Origin of the sequence: Flexilinea flocculi (assembly GCF_001192795.1) — a bacterium.
GTDB lineage: Bacteria > Chloroflexota > Anaerolineae > Anaerolineales > Anaerolineaceae > Flexilinea > Flexilinea flocculi.
Genome location: NZ_DF968181.1, coordinates 2,279,148 through 2,300,065 on the forward strand (window position 1 = coordinate 2,279,148; position 20,918 = coordinate 2,300,065).

Sequence of the window (20,918 nt, forward strand, 5' to 3'; positions counted from 1 at the left end):
GATTGTCTTAAAGTTTATTCAAGGCATTTGACCAATATAGAGATCCGATCCGGATGCCCATACAATGTTGGAAGTATTCAATAAACCGAACCCGGTCACAATTTTTCCTCCTCCTTCTCCAGCAAAGCGATCCGGTACGATATATCGGATAAGATTCAATTTCAAAGTCATGTTAATAACAGACTGTCGTTTCTCATCCATCAGATAAAGCGAAGTATCCGGAGAAGCGTTCATTCGGATTTGGATCATATGCTTTTTTGTCAAGTCAATCAGTTGACCCTCGGCATTCTTCAATTCAAAAATATAAGAACAGGCAGGATCATAACCCGTATAATCACAGAAAATCAGTGTGCCGTTACTCCGTAGCAGATATGAATAATCTCCATACACAACGAAATCAACGACATCACGCATACTTGGAGCTCCGGCTCCAAAATAGCTTTTGGGTTCTGTGGAAAATCCATCGTCGTCCAGAAAATCGAATTTCCAAATTGCCTCATTCCTTGCATCTAAAACAAACAGCGTCTTCGATGCAAAGAACAGTCCATCCAAACCCAACCATCCAATCGGAGGAGTTTCCAAATGGACAGCGGAATTTTTTCCTTCAGCAGCGCAATAAAGTAAATTTGCTTCACCGTCAATCGCTGCCAACGTGATGTTTCCGAATTCTCCTGTTGGCAAAATCACAAAATCAATCAGATTCTTTACAACAAGTTCCTGCTCAGTTGCTTGCGAATCAGTTTGGTCCAGAGGGGATGATTCTGATCCCGGTTTTTTATAGATCGGATAGGTCCCGGGTTTGCATTGAAATGAATTATCCAGTGTTAAACCGTTGCTGTAAATAAAAAAACGCAGAATGCTTCCTGTCGTTTGATCCAGAGCATATACATATTGCGGAGTAGATTCGATACGAATCAGATTCGTCCCATTGGGTAACTGATTGGATAAAGCATAATGGTAGATTGTTTGTTTGCCCTTTTCGATGCTTTCTAATTCCGCATAGGACTGATATCGCAAATCAGTAGATGCCTTGGATGAGCCATATTGGTCAGCCTCATCCAGGTACTCCAGAACTTTTTCCCATGAAATTCTTCTCAATACGGGATCCGCTTGCTGTACTGCCACCTTTGCTGTATCGACCGCAAGACCTAAACTTTCGCGATAGATTTCATTTTTCCCGCGACCGGAATAGATGAAAAAGAAGATGAGTGCGGTACAAATTGGAATTAAAAAACCGAAAACCAATAATAAAATCAGGTTTTTCGTATTCTTTTTTTTTATCGTTTTTTCATTTAGAGCGCTATCGTTTAGAGATAATTTTTTTCGAGCAATTCGCTCTCTTGCACTAAGTGTTCGTTGATCCGGAATTGCGGGATCTGTAGGATCATGTCTCGAATCTACAGAATTTTCGGCTTCCGTACTTCCAGCATCGGAAAATGTCCCCAATTCTTCCGCTTTCTGCGCGTCCGAACTTGATGATTTCTCGTCCGGAACCTTCAAATTATCGGTCCCTTCTTGAACGAATTTTTCAGTTGCGCCATTGCTCTCTTCATCGGATTTTGCAACATATTCCTCATGCAACTGGTTTTCACGCGTGATATTTTCCAACGGATTAAAATCAGGCAACGATTCAAAAGGTACTCTCAGCCGATATAATGGACGTTCTGATTCCTGATCATTGCCCATCAGTACTCCCGGTTTATCCATCAAACTTACAGCTTTCTCTGAAGACAACAGGTTCGCAGTCTTTTTGGCGTTTGTGGATTGTTTTTCCGGAATTTCCGGTTTTCGTTCCGGTTCATTTTCGAATCCTAAAGCGATGTTGGTAGATATCGGTGGTTTGTATCGATACAGAATCTCGCCATGACCAGCTTTAACTTGAATCACAGCTCCCTGCAAATTCCCGTGTGCCTGATCCAATAAATATCGAACCACATTAAGCGGGCTCTCGCTGGTTGCATCCAAAATCGCTTCATTTGTCCACCCTTTAGGAATATAGGGACACATCAGAATCAAATCGCCCGAATGAATTTCAGCTTGATAAAACCGAACATTTTGCTCTCCCTGCCCAAAGCCGATTGAAAGCTCATTCGAAAAATTATCGATATGATCCGCATAGACAATCGTTGTATTTGCCGGCCCTGTATGACCGATCATTAAAGTCCGATCACGCATGACAATCATATTTATGACAACATTCGGAAGCACCATTCCGGGACATGTCTTTTGTAAATAATCGCCAATCTTTTTCACTGCCGCATTGATACCCATCGTGAAAGAACCACGAGCTGAAAAATACCCGTTCGAGATAATTTTTCCCCAGACTGCCAATTCCTGGCCGTACTGGTGAAGATTCCCCGAAGAGATTAATACAATCAGCACATCATTTTGGCGTGATTTGTCACATTTTTTGGGAGCGGAGAATACCTGCAATCCGGGTAATTCGCCCAGATTTCTGTTATTGATCAAATTCATAGGGAGTATATTCAGATCGAACAAAATACCGCCGTTTCCCATTCTAACATTTCCAAAATCTCTTTATTGAATTGTGTGCAATTTTTAAGCCAAAAATAATCGTCAGCATGATCTTCAAGATTTTAACTTCACGCAAGAAGATCTCATGGCGCAACAATAATATGAAATTAGGAAAGCCTCAATAAAATGGGAATTTTGTAATTGTATTGCTTTTACATTTCACGCAAAGCCATTAGATCCACGATGAATTCTCTTCATATTTCGCATCGCCAATGATTCGAAATATGGGCGGGATTCAGAGTATAATCATATATAAGTACATAGAATCATTCTGTAATATAACGGAGAGAAAATGAATCTCGAGGATATCAAATTTCCGATTGAAGGCAACGTTCAGAGTTTAGTACATTTTTCTGATGGTCAGCATAATTACGCGTTTTCTTTTGCGAGTCCATTCGTTTATCAACAGCCGGAGGAATTAAAAGAGAAGAAAGCATTCATTATCGGTTCCTATAATCCTTTTAATCCCGGAAATCAAACACCTGAAGAAATCTTTTCTTACTACACTGTTTCTGAAAAAAAAGAAAGACACCCATTAAAAAAATTGAATGCCAATCAGAAACGCCTGACACTGATGAACGGTAACCATGAAAAAATTGGAGCATTGGATATACTTACTCCACACAATCGACTTTTTAAATTTGATGGGATGATTCCAAATTTATTATATGATTCCGATGAAAAATTGGTTGGCTTTTGCCATTATCAGCCAATGCTTCGGAAAAAATGCGTTTATTCTTTTAAACCATCCTTTAACCGTCTGACAGAGAGTATCCGAATAAATGATATCAGGGAACTTGAAAACTCTGGTGTAATAAAATGTCATTATGCTTATGAGATTATCCGCAAAGACGCGGATGCAAAAAAACGGCTGGAAGCCATTTTCTCGGCAGAGAAGAAAGCTGAAATGGTAAGCAACCGGATCAGCAAAATTCAAAAAACTGAAACAGAAGAGCAATCGCTTTTATTCTTAACTGCCATAATTGCCTTTTTCTGGGACACATTGATCGACTTGCCATTGATGGAAAACTGACGCAGCCGTCTGGTCAATCCAGTTGCTTTTTTGCATATCTTTTTAAAAGGACTCGGTCGTTATCCGAATGCAAAAACAAACTCATACAGCCAGATTCGACATGACAGAAGGAAGTATCATTCGGCAGCTTCTTCTGTTTTCATGGCCGTTATTTGTTGGCAATATTTTTCAACAGCTTTACAATACCGTTGATTCTATCATTGTCGGGAATTTTATCGGCAGCAATGCATTAGCAGCTGTCGGTGTTTATTCGCCGATGAACAACCTGCTGATCGGATTATTTACAGGGATTTCCACCGGCGCTACTGTCATCGTTTCGCAGTCTTGCGGTTCAAAGAACAATGAAAAATTAAACAAATCCATCTTAGTTTCTATCTGGTTAACCGTTTTCAGTGGAATCCTGTTTACAGGTATTGGATTGTTTATCATCAAATGGCTCTTGCAAATGATTCATACACCCGCTGAAATTTTTGATATGGCATTAACCTACTCACGGGTTATGTTTCTCGGGATCATTTCGGTTTTTTTCTATAATATCTTATGCGGCATTTTACGCGGAATGGGCGATTCGATCATTCCGCTGGTTATTCTGATTGTATCCAATATAATCAATGGAATCTTTCTTTACATTTTTGTTGTGATTCTGAAATTCGGAATCAAAGGCGCAGCTTATGCTACGCTTCTGGCTCAAACAACGGCTGCAGTCGTTACTTTTATTTATCTGATATTGTCTCAGAAAAAATATGACATAAATTTGAGCGGAATTAAACCGGATTGGTCAATCGGGAAAGAATTAATTTCCATCGGACTGCCAGCCGGTCTCCAGAGCGCCATTTTTTCTGTAGGCTTTTTATTGCAGCAAAATTTGATCAATAGTTTTGGCTCAGTCCTGATTGCATCCTATACAATCGTAACCCGTGTCGATCAATTCGTAATGATGCCGATGAATTCTTTTGCAACGGCAATTACTACATTTGTCGGGCAAAATATCGGAGCATTAAAAATTCAACGAACACAGAGTGGCATTAAAAAGACGCTTATTCTAAGTCAGTTTACTACAATCGGTCTGGTTGCACTGCTCTTTGTCTTCGGCGATAATGTAATGTCATGGTTTACCAAAGACATCGATGTCGTAAAAACCGGAACAAACATTCTACGCACACTCAGCGCCGGATATATTCTTGTAAATACGTATGTGATATTAAGCGGCGCTGTGCGTGGAGCCGGGGATTCCGTGGCTCCGCTCATGGCCAGTTTCTTCTGCAATGTTATCTTGCGCGTTTCTTCCGCTTATCTGATCGTCAAACTGACGGGAAATTCCCGGCTGATCTTTGTATGCATCGCATCGTGTTGGACACTTGCCAGTATTTTCATGATTGTTTATTACAAAAAAGGAATCTGGCGCAAGAAAATTCGCGGTATTTTTTAAGAAAATTCAGTTTTAACTGATCAATGGTTATTTTCCTCGAATTTTATTAATCTGCCCCATGATCTTTGAACGATAATCTCTTTCCTCTTCTGAATTGTCAATAAAACGGTCGGTAAAATCCCAGATCTTTTTCCAATAAAGTTCTGGTTCGACATACATCGCATATGCGTGAGAAGCTTCCGGTATCACCAAAATATCTTTAACGCAATTTGTGGAATTATATAATTGATAAACCATTTCAGAAGGAACTTCTTTATCGCGTCCGCCGTGAATAAATAAAATTGGTGTTTTGCTCTTTGCCACCTGATTGATTGCGGAAGCGTCAAAAAACGAATATCCGGCTCGAATTCTTGTCACAAAGCTGGCTGCAACATGAAGCGGAAACCAAGGAATCGAATGTCGTTCAAAGTGATGGTTATACAAGCCTATCAGATCAGAATAACCGCTGTCTTCGATCACACATCGAACGTTGGAAGGTAATGATTCACCGGCAGCCATCATCACAGCATCAGCTCCTGTGGATACTCCATAATATACAATTCTGGCATCCGGGTCTTTGTCAATGATCTGATAGGTCCATTTTAAGATATCATTACGATCAAGCCAGCCCATACCAAAACAATTCCCGCCGCTTTTACCTGAGCCGCGGCATTCCGGCAGCAAAACATTAAAACCTCGCTCATAAAATATTTTTGCAACAGGAAACATTTGGGAAGCCATTCCAGCATAGCCGTGTACAGCGATTACCCATAAATTTGAATGCTTTTTTTGCATGAAAGAATATCCATGCAGTGCAACACCATCAAATGCTTTTTCGTTCAATTCGGAAATTTCAGTTCGTTCAGCCCAATGCAAAGCTTCCTCTGCCACATCTGTTCTGAGGAATTGTCCTCTCGTCATTGAATCGTTTTTCCATAAAGTCGGTCCAAAGAAGAATTTTCTGTTTCTGTTGATCGAATAATCATAAACAATATTTCCGGAAATTCCAGCAATCACGCCTACCGTTAAAGTACCCAAAAGGATCGTCTTCATTTTTTCATGGATATCTTTGTTCATTTTCATCTCCCAATTTGCTGTTTCATGCTGTAAAGAGTGTTTTTCTCAATAATAAAAGGATGTAATTATTTAGGGGTTGTTCCTAAAGGAAATATTTGTTAAGGATGGCATAAAACTACGAGTAAAATTGGATAAAAAAGGATCTTTCTGATACAATTAGTGCACGGAAAAAAGCAAAAAGAACCAAAAAACCTTGCATCAATCAGAAAGAAAAGCCGATGTATCTGCGAAAGAATCAACAGCAAGATTTGTGTAAAACCGCTCAGTGGTATCAATTCGATCGGAATTTAAATCCGGAAAACCGATGGGTAAGATTAGCAGAAATCATCCCATGGGATAGTTTTGAAAAAGAATATGCCAAACAATTTTCTGAGAAATCCCGGCACACAGCGCATCCGGTAAGAATGGGATTGGGGACGTTGATAATCCAGCGAATGATGGATTTGTCAGATCGGAAAACGATAGAAGCAATTGTGGAAAGTCCGTACTTACAATACTTTATCGGGTTGGAAAGGTTTGAATTTGAGCTGCCATTCAGTTACAGTATGTTGAGCAAATGGCGAGACAGGATCGATCTGGGGATGATTATGGGACTGATTGAGGAAATCGGACGTCCCGGAGAAAATTCAAATACGGCTGGAAAAAAGAGCGATGATGAGAGAAAAGGTGACAACAAGGGCGAACTGATAATTGATGCAACTTGCGTACCCTCCGATATACGATATCCGAAAGATACCGATCTATTGAATGAAGGAAGGGAAAAGCAGGAAAAAATCATCGACATCATGTATGCTGGAAGCAGCGAACGGAAAAAGAAACCAAGGACTTATCGAAAAACTGCCCGAAAAAAGTATTTGATGTTTGCAAAGAACCGGAATCCAAGTCAAAGAGCGATCCGAAATGCAATAAAAGCACAAATCGGCTATGTCAGGAGGAATTTCAAAACTATCGATCAGATGCTGGAAAAAGAGCCGGGTTTAATTGAATTATTGAGTGAGAAACAAAAAAGGGAATTGGAGACAACTCGTCTGGTATATCAACAACAGGAGGAAATGTATCGCGCAAAAAAGCATAATGTCGAAAACCGGATTGTCAGCATTTCACAGCCATACATTCGTCCGATTGTCCGGGGAAAAGCAAAAAATAAAACAGAATTCGGAGCAAAGATATCGATCAGCGTAATTGATGGGTATTCATATTTGGATCGCGTCCAATTCGATTCCTACAATGAAAGTGAAGACCTTTGGTCACAGATAGAAGCGTATAAACTTCGCACGGGGCATTATCCGGAAGCTGTTCTGGCAGATCAAATCTATCGAACAAAAGAAAACCGGCGAAAATGTGCTGAATTAGGAATACGACTGAGTGGGCCAAAACTTGGCAGAAAACAGGTCAATCAGGAGAAAGCGGAAAGAAAAATTGCCCAAATGGATTCCAGAAAACGGAATGCTGTTGAAGGCAAATTTGGTGAAGGGAAACGGTTCTATGGAATGGATTGTATCAAAGGAAAGACTGAACATACATGCAAGGTCATGATTGCTCTGTATTTTGTAGTTCTGAACTTAGCTAAAAGGCTAAGAGATTTTTTGTCGCAATTTTTAGATTGGATTTTAATCCTGTGCAAGTTCAATATTTTCATTAATTTTGGAAGAAAAAATGGGGCTATTCCACAACTTGCATAATATGGAACAACCCCTANNGGGGTTGTTCCTAAAGGAAATATTTGTTAAGGATGGCATAAAACTACGAGTAAAATTGGATAAAAAAGGATCTTTCTGATACAATTAGTGCACGGAAAAAAGCAAAAAGAACCAAAAAACCTTGCATCAATCAGAAAGAAAAGCCGATGTATCTGCGAAAGAATCAACAGCAAGATTTGTGTAAAACCGCTCAGTGGTATCAATTCGATCGGAATTTAAATCCGGAAAACCGATGGGTAAGATTAGCAGAAATCATCCCATGGGATAGTTTTGAAAAAGAATATGCCAAACAATTTTCTGAGAAATCCCGGCACACAGCGCATCCGGTAAGAATGGGATTGGGGACGTTGATAATCCAGCGAATGATGGATTTGTCAGATCGGAAAACGATAGAAGCAATTGTGGAAAGTCCGTACTTACAATACTTTATCGGGTTGGAAAGGTTTGAATTTGAGCTGCCATTCAGTTACAGTATGTTGAGCAAATGGCGAGACAGGATCGATCTGGGGATGATTATGGGACTGATTGAGGAAATCGGACGTCCCGGAGAAAATTCAAATACGGCTGGAAAAAAGAGCGATGATGAGAGAAAAGGTGACAACAAGGGCGAACTGATAATTGATGCAACTTGCGTACCCTCCGATATACGATATCCGAAAGATACCGATCTATTGAATGAAGGAAGGGAAAAGCAGGAAAAAATCATCGACATCATGTATGCTGGAAGCAGCGAACGGAAAAAGAAACCAAGGACTTATCGAAAAACTGCCCGAAAAAAGTATTTGATGTTTGCAAAGAACCGGAATCCAAGTCAAAGAGCGATCCGAAATGCAATAAAAGCACAAATCGGCTATGTCAGGAGGAATTTCAAAACTATCGATCAGATGCTGGAAAAAGAGCCGGGTTTAATTGAATTATTGAGTGAGAAACAAAAAAGGGAATTGGAGACAACTCGTCTGGTATATCAACAACAGGAGGAAATGTATCGCGCAAAAAAGCATAATGTCGAAAACCGGATTGTCAGCATTTCACAGCCATACATTCGTCCGATTGTCCGGGGAAAAGCAAAAAATAAAACAGAATTCGGAGCAAAGATATCGATCAGCGTAATTGATGGGTATTCATATTTGGATCGCGTCCAATTCGATTCCTACAATGAAAGTGAAGACCTTTGGTCACAGATAGAAGCGTATAAACTTCGCACGGGGCATTATCCGGAAGCTGTTCTGGCAGATCAAATCTATCGAACAAAAGAAAACCGGCGAAAATGTGCTGAATTAGGAATACGACTGAGTGGGCCAAAACTTGGCAGAAAACAGGTCAATCAGGAGAAAGCGGAAAGAAAAATTGCCCAAATGGATTCCAGAAAACGGAATGCTGTTGAAGGCAAATTTGGTGAAGGGAAACGGTTCTATGGAATGGATTGTATCAAAGGAAAGACTGAACATACATGCAAGGTCATGATTGCTCTGTATTTTGTAGTTCTGAACTTAGCTAAAAGGCTAAGAGATTTTTTGTCGCAATTTTTAGATTGGATTTTAATCCTGTGCAAGTTCAATATTTTCATTAATTTTGGAAGAAAAAATGGGGCTATTCCACAACTTGCATAATATGGAACAACCCCTATTTAAGTATAACGGATAAAAAAACCGCATCGCAAGAAATCGGTATATCAATCAGTAATTCGAAATATGATGAAGATTTTTTGTTATAGTATTTTTTTCGTGAAATGTGAAAATATCACAACAATAGGTTTTCACTCTGAATTCGAATAACAAGTCAATGTTTCAAAAAACTGATTAAATCCTGATTTTTTTGCTATTTGAGTATTTCGGGCTCCAACTATCAATAAACACACCTGCATTTTTTCATCGATAATCAAAATAAAAAGGTGGTCTGGACATTATAGATGAGGGGGTCACCCATAAGCCAGCCACCATATTAATTAAAGCTCATTCACGGCTTAAAGTCAAGTAGAGCCAGCGATTCGAAATATAAACCGACCTTTCGAATCAATCGCCCCCTATTTGAAATTACTTTATTGAATAAGTCTGCGTTTTCGAATTACTGGTTATTCGTACTCTCTGGTAAAATTGTGTAGATTTATTCATCGATCGCCTCAAAAGGAAGAAAAATTTGTTCGAATTACTTTTTTTAGGAACCTCTGCATCTGCGCCATCCGTCCATCGCAGTCTGCCTTCATTATTGATTCAGCATGAAGATCATCGCTATCTGGTGGATTGCGGAGAGGGAACGCAGCGTCAGATTTTGACTGCCGGAGCAGGATTCAAAAATCTGAATAAAATACTGGTCACACACGGACATCTGGATCATATTCTCGGACTGGCAGGTCTTCTTGCGACCTTGATCCGCTGGGAGAGTATGGAAGATATGGATATCTATGGCGGGAAAGATGCGATCTACCGCATTCAGGATTTAATTTATACCGTTGTATTACGCGGCAGTCAGATCCCAGCTCAGCTTCATTTTCATAATTTGACCTATGGAACCTTTATTGATGAGAAAAATTTCTCTATCAGTTGTTTCCCCGTCATTCATCGAGGTTCTGACTCGGTTGGATATTTATTCCAGGAACATGGTCGACGCCCGTTCCTTCCAGAAAAAGCAGAAGCACTGGCAATACCGCCGGGACCCTGGCGGCGTGATCTTACCAATGGAGAAGGTGTAACACTTCCGGATGGCCGCTTTATTGAACCGGATCAGGTATTAGGTCCCTTCAAACCAGGTGCAACCCTCGCTGTCGTCGGAGATACCGGCGAGACTGATTCATTGATCTCATATATTCAGGGTGCAGATGCACTGGTTATAGAAGCTACCTATTTAGAAGAAGAAATCGACCTGGCGAAAAAATTTTCTCATATGACAGCGAAATCTTCTGCAATGCTTGCTAAAACAGCCGGCGTGCAGCAGCTATATTTGACGCATGTATCACGTCGTCACAGAGAAAAAGACATTCTGGCTGAAGCACAATCCATTTTTCCAAATACGATCGTCGCCAGAGACTTATCACAGTATTTCGTAAAAAGATGACAAAAATCCAACTAATAATTGACAGATAAAAAAATATCCTCTCGACGAGGATATTTTTTTATTATTACAAACAAAACGGATGTTATTCAGGATAGACTATGGCAGCTTTTTCCAAAATACTTTCCGGGAAAGTATATCCGATAGCATCAGCCGTATCCTGATTCAGAACAATATCTACATCCTTTAAAGACTCGACTGGCATGGTTGAAGGTTCTGCTTCACCTTTTAGAACTCGGGCAGCCATTAATCCTGTCTGATAACCTAACTTATAGTAATCAATACCGATCGTCATCAAACCGCCTGCTTTTACCATTCCAGGTTCACCACAAATGGTAGGAATCTTCTTTTCTTCGGTTACCTTGGCCAGATTTGGCATAGCCGAGGCAATAGTATTGTCCGTAGGCGCATAGATTGCATCTACTTTGCTGCTCAAAGATGAAGCGACCTGTTCGATATCGTTGACCGATGTAATCGTTCCTTTTTCAACAGCAAGGCCCAATTTCGTTGCTTCTTCTTCAACTTGTTTCGCCTGGATTTCTGAATTCACTTCTGAAGAATTGTAGATAATACCCAAGGTTTTTGTTTCAGGGAACAGTTCCATTAATAACGCCAGTTGTTTATCAATGGGGGCTGCATCGGTTGTTCCGGAGACATTGGTACCTGGAACTTCATTGCTTTCTACCAGTCTTGCTCCGACGAGATCGGTTACGGCTGTCACTAAAATCGGGATTTCTGTTGTGGCAGAAGCGACAGCCTGCGCTGCGGGTGTTGCAATCGCCAAGATCAAATCCACTTTATTTTTGACAAACCTGTCGCTGATGGTCATCAGGTTAGCCTGATCAGCCTGGGCATTCTGTTGGTCGATCTCAATATTTTTCCCTTCTTCAAATCCGGAATCTTTCAATCCGGCAACAAATCCGGAATTTGCAGCATCAAGTGCAGCGTGTTCCACTAACTGTAAGACACCAATTTGAATAAGTTCATCCTGAGCATAAACGACACCGGTGAGAATGGCAGAAGCCAAAACAACAATTAATAAAGAAAGAACGGATAATTTTTTCATGATGCTACTACTCCTGTTTGAAAAATATAAAAAAAAGACCTCCTGTTTGTGCAGGAGGTCTCTGTTTACAAATTCACTTAACCAAAAAGATCACTCTGCACCTGGTGTGTTAGTGTGATAAAAGTAATAACCAAAAAAGAAGAAAGAATTGTAATTTTTCATATTGATTCTTCAACTATATCATATACAAGAAAAAATCAAGAGCTGATTTTGAAGTTTTATGACACGCATATTACAACGAAATCATCGCCGATTAAGAATCTTTTTTTGCGGAATCGATAAACGATAACGAATTGAATAATTCTGCAAGATGTGTTTCACTTTCCCGATCCACGAGTGCAATGACTTCGTCATTCTCCATGAAAACCGTATCCCCGTGTGGTGGAATCACTTCGTCATTGCGAATAATTGCAGCAATAACAGATCGGAGTCCCAGATCTTTCAGTGACTTGCCAATGATCGGGGCATTTGCCGGAACGACTTCCTTAACTAATGAAAAATTACCTTTCCCCAGCTTGAGAAGGACCATCATATGTCCTGTCGAAATTTCTTCCTCAATCATCATCGACAACAATGCAACCTGGTTCAGCGCATAATCGACATGGAATGAGCTGTCAAACAGCCAAGCATGTTTTGGATTATTGACACGTGCAATTTTTCGAGGGACTTGATATCTTTCTTCAGCGAGATAGCATAAAAGCAGATTCAAATGATCATCATCGGTGCCAGCGACAAGAACATCAGCATCTTTGATACCGGCTCTTTCCAGCGTTGGAATATCTAAAAAATCCCCTTCATAAATGATTTCTGTTGGCAACTCTTTATGAACCAGCGACAGTACTTCCGGACGAGATTCAACCACTGAAACATTGTGCTTTTGAGAAATGAGAACTCTAGCCAACTGTGAACTGGTTCTGCCTGCTGAAGCAATTAGAATATTCATTTCATCCCTTCTTTTGTTTTCATTCCCAAACTCATATAAAGGTTACGAAGCCCTTCTGTATTGGTGCTTACGTGCAATACATCGCCCGATTCCACCGTTATTCCTTCAGAGAGACTCATTGTTTTGTCATTATGTGTATATGCAAAAATGATGCATTGTTTTACTTTCAGAAGATCATCCGACAAAAATTTCATATCGCTTTTTGGAACAACGACGTTATAGACACCAACCTCGATCGTTCCCAGTGAATACGGAGATTGTTCCAATTTATTTGTCAATAACTCTTCTATCCGCAAAATACCCCAGCTTACCATGGATACTGTCTGAATGTTCATATTATCGTAAAACATACGATACTGCGGCTTTGTGTTCAAAGCAATAATATTACTCTTATGGAACTTATCCTGAAACATCCGAGACAGAGTCAGGTTCAGAATATCATCCGTAGTTGTCAATATTACAGCATCGACCAGGTCAACATGCGCCCGATCAAGAACATCATGTGCAAGCGCATCCCCATTAATCCGCTTTCCATGGAAAGAATCCGGAAGCATCTCAAAGCTTTTATATTTAATATCCACTACCGATACTTCGTGCCCGCCCCTGTCCATTTCAATCGCAACATTCAAACCGAAGGTACCGCAGCCAATCACTATTACTTTCATCGATAATTTTCCTTTTTCTACAGATCCCGATTAAAGATCGTCAATATCATATGGGACTTCCGTGATGACAACATTCGGATAATGAATCAGCGCTTTCCGCAATGTATCCGCAGCTCGTGCATGCAGTATCGCTGTTGCAGGATTTTTACTGACGAATTGAGGAACAATGACCGTAACGACTTCATTGGGCTCCAATCGTTCTAATAAGGTTTCTATGTACGCAACAAGCGGCTCAATTAAATGACGATAGGGGGATTCTAATATGGATAAACGATATCCATCGCCCCATTCCTGCCATCCAGATTGAATTTTCTCAGATTCCTGAGGATCCACCGCTACATGAACGGCAGTAATATCATCAGAAATCGTTCTTGCATAGCGCAGCGCCTTCATTGTACATTGGTGAACACCACTCACCAACAAGATCACTCTGTGCCGATTTATCTGCGATCCGGCTTTTTCGCCTCCGCGAAGAGATAATTTTTTGCGAATACCCTGGTAATGCGAGTGAATCATTGAAAACAAAAAGACCAGGACCGGTGTCAGGATCAACACAAACCAGGCTCCGCTGGTGAATTTGGTCACCCCAAAAATCAACGAGATGATTAAGGTGCAAAATGCTCCAAAACCATTCATGAACATCTTCATCAACCAATGACGATCATATTTCAAAGTTGATCCGCGACCGTGAATTTCTTCACCTTCCTTCATTTTTCCGGCATTATGCCAACGTTTTGCCATTCCAAATTGAGAAAGTGTAAAAGAGACAAAAACACCAACAGCGTATAAAGGAATTAATCGGTTAACACTAGCCTGGAAAAAGATAATCAGTGCGCAAGCCATCAGCGCCAGGAAGATAATACCTCTCGAAAAAACCAGCCGGCTGCCACGCCATGAAAACTGCCGCGGAAGGAAACCATCTCTGCCAAGCATGGCGCTCAAACGCGGATAATCCGCAAAAGCTGTGTTTGCTGCCATGATCAAGATCAGCATAGTGGAACCGACGGTGATTAAATAGAAGATATTTTTTGAATGGAAGACTGTTCTTGCAACTTGCGAGATATTCGCTTCCAGTTCGGATGGAATTACGCCCGTCCGATAAGAAAGAAATGCGACACCCAACAAAAGCGTACCCAGTAAAAACGCCATAATTACAAGCGTCTGTCCAGCATTTTTTGAGCGCGGTTCTTTAAAAGCTGTGATACCGTTCGAAATTGCTTCAACTCCGGTCAGTGCTGTTGTCCCACTGGCAAAAGCTTTCAAAATCAAAAATGTCGTTACAGCAGCAAAAGCACCTTCATGTTCTAATGGCGGAGGATTTTGTACAACTCCCAGCGTACCAGTCAGGAACTGGTATACTCCCGAACCGACCATAATAATAATAGAGAATAGGAAGATATAAGTCGGAATAGCGAATGTTGTGCCTGATTCCTTCACGCCGCGCAGATTGATCACCATCACGAGCAAGACAAATCCGATCGAAATCGCAACGCGATGCGGATATAGTTCCGGGAAAACAGAGGTAAATTGCGCCACTCCGGAAGAAATAGAAACAGCTACTGTTAAGATATAGTCCGTTAACAAAGCTGCCGCCGCTGTCATCGCTGGAAGGTCGCCAAGATTATCTCGAGCAACGATATAAGCACCGCCCCCATCCGGATAAGCATGAATTGTCTGTTCATAAGAAAGCGTCAGAATCGCCAGCAAAGCGACAATACAAAGCGTAATCGGCATGGTGAATCCGAATGCTGCAGTACCGGCTGCTGCCAGAATCATCATCATTTCCTGGGTGCTGTATGCCATTGATGATAACGCATCCGATGCAAAAACAGCCAATCCAATTGTTTTGCCAATTGTCTGATGGGCTGTTTCCGATGTGCTTAATGGTTTCCCAATCAGCATAGTTACTAATGAACGGGAAGGATTGTATTCCAATTCATGATGGAATACGGTTTCATTCTTTTGGTCTAAATCAGTCATCTTATTCCAATTCTAAAAATCAAAAAAGGACTGTCTCCAACTTTTTCAATTTCGTCTAAAGACACTCCTCATAATCGCTAACAAATTATACTGCAATCAAAAAAGTTTTCCCAAACGTACATTACATGGCAATAATTCGAAATATGAGAAGAATATCAAATTTTCTTTTTATTTTCGATTGAATCCATATTTGGAATTAATGAACACAAATCGGATTAGGAAAGCGAGACGCTATCGCAATGGTAAAATCTTATCATATAGATATGGTCAAACAAAAGAATTTGCGGTTTTCAAGCGGAAAAACGAGGAAAAATTGACAAACAACAACATTTGTTTCAATTGTTTTTCTGGCACAGGTGGACAAAATCCTTGTCCATACTGTGGCTTTGAAAACTACAGCGCATGTAACTACCCGCAGCAGCTCCCGCTGGGGACGATTTTAAACCGTCAGTATCTGGTAGGCAGAGCTTTAGGACAGGGCGGATTTGGAATCACATATCTCGGATACGATTTGTCTTCCAACCAGCGTATGGCAATCAAGGAGTATTTCCCTTCAGGCTTAGCCATACGACAAGGTTTAATCCTGCAGCCAATTACGCAGGAGACTCAGACTGCTTTTTTGCATGGTGTCGAACTGTTTTACAAAGAAGCTACTATTTTAGCAAAATTGATACGATACCCCAATATTGTGAGCGTCTTTAATTTTTTTCAAGAAAATGGTACAGCCTACTTTGTTATGGAATATATTGAAGGTTTGTCTTTTAAGGACTACCTGGAAAGCAGGGGTGGAAGAATTCCATTTGAGGAAGCATTAAATCTTCTTTTCCCGGTCATGCAGTCATTGGACATCGTGCATCATGAAGGAATGCTCCATCGTGATATTGCACCGGATAATATCTACATTACAAGGGGCGGACAGACGAAGTTACTCGACTTCGGCGCAGCGAGATTTCATCAAAGGGATGATACACACAGCATCCGTACCATTATCAAACCAGGGTATGCACCCATGGAACAATATACCAGCACTTCTACGCAAGGGCCTTGGACGGATGTCTATGCGATCGGAGCCACTTTTTATCGTGCTATAACAGGAATTGTTCCTCCGGATGCTCCAACTCGAGCGATGCATGATGAAATTCGTTCTCCTTCCCAATTGGGAGTGCAATTACCTGCTGAAGCTGATTCTGCTATTATGCGGGCATTGGCTCCCAACATCGTCTTCCGTTTTCGTTCTGTTACTGATTTTTGCAGGAATCTGATCCAATCGGAAACTGCATCAACCCAAAATACAGCCAAATCCAATCCGCCGCTTCCACCGACCGTTCTATCCGAACATCCGACTCAGTGGCTGAATCCGGCAGGGAAACAACCGGAACCTGTGACAAGAGTCATACTTAGCCAACCGCTATTTCAGTTTGAAGTGAATAATCCCAAACATAACGGTTTTTTCCAGAAAGCGATAAATCGGTTGAAAAAAATCATAGGCAATGACCTTTCATTAGGTTGGATTCTAATTATTGGTATCCTAATGATTGTACTGATCCTGTTGACGGTGTTGTGGATCAAGCCATAAGCAGTTCAAATACTCTTTCAATAATCACTGGGTTTTATCCGTACATTTCATCGGGAAAATCTTGAAGTGATCTGCATGCCTTGCTCTGTAATTCGACATTCAGGAATAATTCGTAGTTTACGACTTTTTTTGCGCTCCTTGTAAAAATCATGCTGTAACACATTTCATCTGTCTTTTTTAAAAGGCTTTTCTAAAGTATGAGTTACTGATTGCTGCCAAAATTCACAAATGGATCAGGATATTCGCTTATAATTAAAGAAAAATAGCATGATTCGATGCTTACATTTTCACAAAAAGGAAAAATGAAATGATGGATACCATAATCGAACAAGTAATCGGACGCGAAATCTTAGATTCACGAGGAAATCCGACTGTAGAAGTTGAAGTTGTATTAATGGATGGTAATTACGGACGAGCAGCAGTTCCCTCGGGCGCGTCCACTGGCATTCATGAAGCGCTGGAATTACGCGATGGCGATAAAAAGCGTTACAACGGCAAAGGCACGTTGACCGCTGTTGAGAATGTGAATGATCTCATTGCAGACGAAATCACTGGCTATGACGCAGTGGAACAAATGGAAATCGATCAGGCTTTGCTGGATTTAGATGGTACACCGAACAAATCCAAACTTGGTGCCAATGCCATTTTAGGGACTTCTTTAGCGGTTGCAAAAGCAGCTGCAAATTCCCTCGGTTTACCGCTCTATCGGTACATCGGCGGCGTCTGGGCTCATACACTTCCAGTTCCCATGATGAACATCCTCAATGGCGGCGCACATACTTCCTGGCAATCCACTGATGCGCAGGAATTCATGGTCATGCCATTAGGCGCACCCACGTTTGCAGAGGGACTGCGCTGGGGTGCAGAAATCTATCAGACATTGAAATCTGTTCTGAAATCCCATGGATATGCGACGTTGGTTGGTGATGAAGGCGGATTTGCTCCTGCATTGAAAGCTAATAATGAAGCCGTTGAATTAATTCTGGAAGCCATTGAAAAAGCTGGCTATAAAGCAGGCGTAGATGTTGCAATCGCATTGGATCCGGCTGCCTCAGAATTATTTGATGAAGAAACGAAGAAATACAACCTACGCAAGGAAGGTAAAATGCTGACCAGTGAACAGATGGTTGCTTTCTGGAAGTCCTGGGTTGATCAGTATCCGATCGTTTCCCTTGAAGACGGATTGGCTCAAGATGACTGGGACGGATGGAAAATGCTCGTTGAAGAGTGCGGCGACCGCCTGCAAATTGTCGGTGATGATTTGCTGGTAACCAATCCGGAACGCGTTATCCGTGGAATCAAAGAAAAAGCTGCCAATGCACTGCTCGTCAAATTAAATCAGATTGGCTCTCTGACCGAAACTATTAAAGCAGTAGAAACCTGCCAGCGCAATGGATGGCGTGCAGTCACCTCTCACCGCTCCGGTGAAACAGAGGATTCTACCATTGCTGATCTTGCAGTGGCATTGAACATGGGACAAATTAAAACCGGCGCGCCATGCCGTTCAGACCGTGTTGCCAAATACAATCAACTTCTCCGCATTGAAGAAGAACTGGGCGAAACAGCTGTCTATGCCGGCTGGTCTGCGTTGAAATCCCGCTCGTAAAAGTACACAAAAAAACAGAGGTCAGTCAGACCTCTGTTTTTTTTTATGATTCCAGTTTCGTTTTCAAGACTTCCAACAGTACGGAAACCTCTTCCTCCGACAACGTAATCCCTTTTCCCATTCTTGAATGATCCTCAGACCAGCTTCGGATATCGAATTTGGGTTCTGCATCATTCCAACTGACCAGATTCAGTTCTTTAGACCATCCCTTCGAATCAGTAGAAAGAATTGCAATTTTCTCGACAATATCAAATTTTATTTCCTTATCGACTTTCATCCGCATCCACTCCTCTCAATACAATCTGCAATTCATTATAAATCTGGTGATCGGAAAAAATAGCAGGAATTCGAAATATGAAAAAATCATATGTAGCTGTTTTATAGTTTGAATAGCTGATTGCCGGTTTTTATACTCAATGAAAATTCCGATCTTTGGTAGAATAAAGGTACCCTAAAATTTGAAGGTGGCGCTTTAATGACAGATTACAGTTTAAAACTGAATCAATGCATCGCAGTACTGCCAGATATACGCAGTATTTCCGGAAATTACCCAGATATTACTTACAATAAAGTAGCTTTTGACTCCAGAAAAATCCAGCCAGGCAGCATTTACGTTGCACTTGCAGGGATTAATGTTGATGGCCATGATTTTATCCAACACGCAATCCAAAAAGGAGCTTGCGCAGTGATTGGTACCAAAGACATGCCATCTGAACTTGCTGTTCCCTATATTCGGGTTGCTGATGCGCGCCTCGCGATGGCATGGGCATCAGCAGCATTGTATAGATTCCCATCAAATGAGATGGTCATGATCGGTGTCACTGGCACAGATGGCAAGACAACAACCTCGACATATTTATATAACATCCTGCGGGAAGCAGGATTTAAAGCCAGTTTGATATCCACTGTGTCAGCAGTAATTGACGATCAGGAAATTGATACCGGATTTCATGTCACCACACCGGAAAGTCCGGATATCCAGCATTATCTTGCGGAAATGAGAGATGCAGGGGTTACACATGCGGTATGTGAAGTCACCTCTCACGGACTGGCACAACAACGTGTAGCTGCAATCGATTTCGATATTGCCGTTGTAACCAACATTACGCATGAACATCTGGATTATCATAATTCACGAGAAGCATATTTTGCTGCAAAAGGAATCCTTTTTCAGAATTTAGGGAAAAAGGACAGGGCGACAAAACCTTTGGCTGTTCTTAATGTGGACGATCCTGATTCTTACAATTTTCTAAAAAAAATCACTACGGTCAGAAAAGTTTCCTACTCTGCATCCGGAGAATTACAGAATGCTGTCAGCCGGATTGAAAGTATCGTCTCCTCGCCTTCCGGGTTGAAAGCGGATGTTGTTTTCAAAAATCTGCAGGGTATCTCGGGTGAAACAAAAATTCCAGTAACCACAAATTTGTTGGGAATTTATAATGGTTCCAATTTGCTTGCTGCAATGACAGCTGCAATTTACGGCCTTGGCGTTTCTCCTGAAACCGCTGCAAAAGGAATCGCTGCTGTTCAATCCATTCCAGGAAGGATGGAAGTCATTGATTACGAACAAAATTTTACCGCAATCGTCGATTTCGCACATACTCCGAATGCCTTAAAACAAGCTTTGGATTCTGCCAGAGCCATGCTGGTGCAAAATCAGGAAACCGGAGCAGAGGCAAATCGCATTATCGCAATTTTTGGCTCAGCCGGATTGCGTGATCGGGAAAAACGCAGAATGATGCCGAGAGTATCCATTAAGAATGCGGACATCACTATCCTTACTGCGGAAGATCCCCGCACCGAACCTCTGTCGGATATTCTCAGTGATATGGTTGATGCAGCCATTCAAGATGGTGCTGTTCTAAATAAGAATGTTTTTATTGAACCGGATCGGCGGGATGCTATTCGACTGGGGATCGCCATGGCAAAGCCAGGAGACATCGTGATTTCATGCGGAAAAGGGCATGAACAGTCGATGTGTTTCGGTACCACTGAATTTCCCTGGGATGATCGGACAGCTATGAAAGCAGCCTTATGCGAATTTTTGCATTTGGAAGGTCCGGATATGCCATATCTCCCTGATAAAGATCATTATCTGGATAAATTGTAGATATCACAATCTGGCAAAAAGGATAGCAACTCGAAATATAGGAAGGATCAATAGTAATTGAGTTGTTTTATACTACGCGTATAAATAACTCAATTACTTTTTTTTCTTTCTTTTCCTCCACTAAATCGAAAAAAAAGAACGACAAACCTTCTTTCTTGATTCGAACAGTAA

15 protein-coding genes are annotated in these 20,918 nt (G+C 41.2%); 8 read left to right on the top strand and 7 right to left on the bottom strand.

What is annotated here, in order from left to right; translation table 11 throughout:
* Nucleotides 1-18: 18 nt before the first annotated feature.
* Complete coding sequence (locus ATC1_RS14410; protein WP_062283879.1) at nucleotides 19-2,517, bottom strand: hypothetical protein; 2,499 nt, start codon at nucleotides 2,515-2,517, stop codon at nucleotides 19-21.
* A gap of 310 nt (nucleotides 2,518-2,827) precedes the next feature.
* Between ATC1_RS14410 and ATC1_RS14415 the strand changes: the two genes are divergently transcribed.
* Both ATC1_RS14415 and ATC1_RS14420 read left to right on the top strand, forming a co-directional pair.
* A complete protein-coding gene (locus ATC1_RS14415; protein WP_062283881.1) occupies nucleotides 2,828-3,568 on the top strand; it encodes a hypothetical protein in 741 nt (246 codons plus the stop codon).
* Nucleotides 3,569-3,635: 67 nt separating this feature from the next.
* A complete protein-coding gene (locus ATC1_RS14420; protein ID WP_062283884.1) occupies nucleotides 3,636-4,997 on the top strand; it encodes an MATE family efflux transporter in 1,362 nt (453 codons plus the stop codon).
* A 27-nt stretch (nucleotides 4,998-5,024) separates the two neighbouring features.
* Here ATC1_RS14420 and ATC1_RS14425 read toward each other — a convergent pair whose 3' ends face one another.
* A complete protein-coding gene (locus tag ATC1_RS14425) occupies nucleotides 5,025-6,053 on the bottom strand; it encodes an alpha/beta hydrolase (protein WP_062283886.1) in 1,029 nt (342 codons plus the stop codon).
* 218 nt (nucleotides 6,054-6,271) lie between these two features.
* Here ATC1_RS14425 and ATC1_RS14430 point away from each other — a divergent pair, with 218 nt between their 5' ends.
* From ATC1_RS14430 to ATC1_RS14440, 3 genes are all read left to right on the top strand, one after another.
* On the top strand, nucleotides 6,272-7,735 hold the full coding sequence (locus tag ATC1_RS14430) for an IS5 family transposase (RefSeq protein ID WP_062277905.1): 1,464 nt from the start codon (nucleotides 6,272-6,274) through the stop codon (nucleotides 7,733-7,735).
* Nucleotides 7,736-7,899: 164 nt separating this feature from the next.
* A complete protein-coding gene (locus tag ATC1_RS14435) occupies nucleotides 7,900-9,363 on the top strand; it encodes an IS5 family transposase (RefSeq protein ID WP_062277905.1) in 1,464 nt (487 codons plus the stop codon).
* A gap of 526 nt (nucleotides 9,364-9,889) precedes the next feature.
* On the top strand, nucleotides 9,890-10,804 hold the full coding sequence (locus tag ATC1_RS14440; protein WP_062283889.1) for a ribonuclease Z: 915 nt from the start codon (nucleotides 9,890-9,892) through the stop codon (nucleotides 10,802-10,804).
* 82 nt (nucleotides 10,805-10,886) lie between these two features.
* Here the strand turns inward: ATC1_RS14440 and ATC1_RS14445 are convergent, their stop codons facing one another.
* From ATC1_RS14445 to ATC1_RS14460, 4 genes are all read right to left on the bottom strand, one after another.
* Nucleotides 10,887-11,867 carry an ABC transporter substrate-binding protein gene (locus ATC1_RS14445; protein WP_062283893.1) on the bottom strand — a complete coding sequence of 327 codons (981 nt, stop codon included), beginning with the start codon at nucleotides 11,865-11,867 and terminating at the stop codon, nucleotides 10,887-10,889.
* Between the two features lie 253 nt (nucleotides 11,868-12,120).
* Complete coding sequence (locus ATC1_RS14450) at nucleotides 12,121-12,810, bottom strand: potassium channel family protein (RefSeq protein ID WP_062283896.1); 690 nt, start codon at nucleotides 12,808-12,810, stop codon at nucleotides 12,121-12,123.
* The gene (locus ATC1_RS14455; RefSeq protein ID WP_062283899.1) at nucleotides 12,807-13,475 is read right to left on the bottom strand and encodes an NAD-binding protein; all 669 of its coding nucleotides are present in this window, start codon (nucleotides 13,473-13,475) and stop codon (nucleotides 12,807-12,809) included. Before ATC1_RS14455 ends, ATC1_RS14450 begins: the two co-directional genes overlap by 4 nt.
* 30 nt (nucleotides 13,476-13,505) lie before the next feature.
* On the bottom strand, nucleotides 13,506-15,455 hold the full coding sequence (locus tag ATC1_RS14460) for an APC family permease (RefSeq protein ID WP_062283901.1): 1,950 nt from the start codon (nucleotides 15,453-15,455) through the stop codon (nucleotides 13,506-13,508).
* A gap of 313 nt (nucleotides 15,456-15,768) precedes the next feature.
* Between ATC1_RS14460 and ATC1_RS14465 the strand changes: the two genes are divergently transcribed.
* Entirely contained in the window at nucleotides 15,769-17,031 is a 1,263-nt protein-coding gene (locus ATC1_RS14465) for a serine/threonine protein kinase (protein WP_172667800.1), read from the top strand.
* 310 nt (nucleotides 17,032-17,341) lie between these two features.
* Nucleotides 17,342-18,637, top strand: a complete 1,296-nt coding sequence (gene eno, locus ATC1_RS14470; RefSeq protein ID WP_062284208.1) for a phosphopyruvate hydratase — start codon at nucleotides 17,342-17,344, stop codon at nucleotides 18,635-18,637.
* A gap of 43 nt (nucleotides 18,638-18,680) precedes the next feature.
* Here the strand turns inward: eno and ATC1_RS14475 are convergent, their stop codons facing one another.
* Nucleotides 18,681-18,914 (bottom strand): YdbC family protein, encoded by a 234-nt coding sequence (locus ATC1_RS14475; protein ID WP_062283907.1) that lies wholly within the window; start codon nucleotides 18,912-18,914, stop codon nucleotides 18,681-18,683.
* Nucleotides 18,915-19,112: 198 nt separating this feature from the next.
* Between ATC1_RS14475 and ATC1_RS14480 the strand changes: the two genes are divergently transcribed.
* Entirely contained in the window at nucleotides 19,113-20,747 is a 1,635-nt protein-coding gene (locus ATC1_RS14480) for a UDP-N-acetylmuramoyl-L-alanyl-D-glutamate--2,6-diaminopimelate ligase (protein ID WP_062283909.1), read from the top strand.
* Nucleotides 20,748-20,918 lie beyond the last annotated feature (171 nt).